Origin of the sequence: Leptolyngbya sp. CCY15150, assembly GCF_016888135.1 — a bacterium.
GTDB lineage: Bacteria > Cyanobacteriota > Cyanobacteriia > RECH01 > RECH01 > RECH01.
Window position 1 is genome coordinate 1 of sequence record NZ_JACSWB010000118.1, and the last position, 2,500, is coordinate 2,500.

2 rRNA genes (1 of these 2 cut by a window edge) are annotated in these 2,500 nt (G+C 52.6%); both read right to left on the reverse strand.

The features are described 5' to 3' along the window. Positions 1–3: 3 nt before the first annotated feature. A 5S ribosomal RNA gene (rrf, locus tag JUJ53_RS02035) occupies positions 4–120 on the reverse strand. 95 nt (positions 121–215) lie between these two features. After that, positions 216–2,500, reverse strand: a 23S ribosomal RNA gene (locus tag JUJ53_RS02040); it runs 497 nt beyond the window's last position.

The following is a 2,500-nucleotide window of genomic DNA, read 5'->3' on the forward strand; positions in this document are numbered from 1 at the left end:
TAGCCCTGGCACCGAGCTATTTTTCCAGGGGGCTACCCCCCAAGTATCTTCGCCGCTGCAGCGTTTCACAACCGAGTTCGGGATGGGTCGGAGTGGTTCCACCGCGCCATAGGCACCAGGAATAGATTGTTCTATAAGGAACGGAATGTCCCCTTAACGTTTACATAGTGAGTTTCTGCTGTAGATGTTCCAATCATCTTCATCGTCTAGCCTTTGAGGTCAAGCCCTCGGTCTATTAGTACTCCTCAGCTTCACATGTTGCCACGCTTCCACTTAGAGCCTATCAACGGGTGTTCTTCCCGTGACCTTACTGGGTTAACCCCATGAGAGCACTCATCTTGAGGTGGGCTTCCCACTTAGATGCTTTCAGCGGTTATCCGCTCCGCACTTGGCTACCCTGCGTTTACCGTTGGCACGATAACAGGTACACCAGAGGTGCGTTCTTCCCGGTCCTCTCGTACTAGGGAAGACTCCTCTCAATGCTCTTACGCCTGCACCGGATATGGACCGAACTGTCTCACGACGTTCTGAACCCAGCTCACGTACCGCTTTAATGGGCGAACAGCCCAACCCTTGGGACGTACTACCGCCCCAGGTTGCGATGAGCCGACATCGAGGTGCCAAACCTCCCCGTCGATGTGAACTCTTGGGGGAGATCAGCCTGTTATCCCTAGAGTAACTTTTATCCGTTGAGCGACGGCCCTTCCACTCAGTGCCGTCGGATCACTAAGACCGACTTTCGTCCCTGCTCGACTTGTTGGTCTCACAGTCAAGCTCCCTTCTGCCTTTACACTCTTCGGCTGATTTCCAACCAGCCTGAGGGAACCTTTGCGCGCCTCCGTTACCATTTAGGAGGCGACCGCCCCAGTCAAACTGCCCACCTGACACTGTCCCTTTGGTTAGAATTCTAGCCCTGCTAGAGTGGTATCTCACTGACGGCTCCTCATCCCCCACAAGGAATGTCTCTTAGCCTCCCACCTATCCTGCGCAAGCAGAGCCCGAACCCAATGCCAGGCTACAGTAAAGCTTCATAGGGTCTTTCTGTCCAGGTGCAGGTAGTCCGTATCTTCACAGACAATCCTATTTCGCCGAGCCTCTCTCCGAGACAGCTCCCAGATCGTTACGCCTTTCGTGCGGGTCGGAACTTACCCGACAAGGAATTTCGCTACCTTAGGACCGTTATAGTTACGGCCGCCGTTCACCGGGGCTTCGGTCGCTAGCTTCATCCGAAGACTGACCAACTTCCTTAACCTTCCGGCACTGGGCAGGCGTCAGCCCCTATACATCCTCTTTCGAGTTCGCAGAGACCTGTGTTTTTGGTAAACAGTCGCCTGGGACTCTTCACTGCGACCCACGTCTTAGGTGGGCACCCCTTCTCCCGAAGTTACGGGGCCATTTTGCCGAGTTCCTTAGAGAGAGTTATCTCGCGCCCCTTAGTATCCTCAACTCACCTACCTGTGTCGGTTTAGGGTACGGGTACATATCGTTCATCACATATAAAGCTTTTCTTGGCACTACTCTTCACCATGCAGGGGTCGTAACCCCCTCCCAATCCATTAAGGGTATGGCTATCCATTATGCGTCACTCTATATGCTCCCGATATATAGTCAGGGAATATTAACCCTATGTCCATCGACTACGCCCTTCGGCTTCGCCTTAGGTCCCGACTAACCCTCCGCGGACGAGCCTTCCGGAGGAATCCTTAGGTTTTTGGGGCATGTGATTCTCACACATGTTTTCGCTACTCAAGCCGACATTCTCACTTCTGCCTCGTCCACATCTGCTTACGCTAATGCTTCTCACTACTGCAGAACGCTCCCCTACCACTTGTATTACAAGTCCACAGCTTCGGTAGGATGCTTAGCCCCGTTCATTTTCGGCGCAGGATCGCTTGACCAGTGAGCTATTACGCACTCTTTTAAGGATGGCTGCTTCTAGGCAAACCTCCTGGTTGTCTCTGCAATCCCACCTCCTTTATCACTTAGCATCCATTTTGGGACCTTAGCTGGTGGTCTGGGCTGTTTCCCTCTCGACGATGGAGCTTATCCCTCACCGTCTTACTGGCAACGTGTTCTCTAGGTATTCTGAGTTTGTCTCGATTTGGTACCGCTCTCGCAGCCCGCACCGAAACAGTGCTTTACCCCCTAGATTTAATCGTTACCGCTGCGCCTAAACACATTTCGGGGAGAACCAGCTAGCTCCGGGTTCGATTGGCATTTCACCCCTAACCACACCTCATCCGCTGATTTTTCAACATCAGTCGGTTCGGACCTCCACTTGGTGTTACCCAAGCTTCATCCTGGACATGGTTAGATCACCCGGGTTCGGGTCTATAAAATGTGACTTCGCCCTATTCAGACTCGGTTTCCCTTTGGCTCCGGCATTCCCGCCTTAACCTGCCACATCCTATAAGTCGCCGGCTCATTCTTCAACAGGCACACCATCACACGTTAAATCGTGCTCTGATTGCTTGTAAGCTTACGGTTTCATGTTCTATTT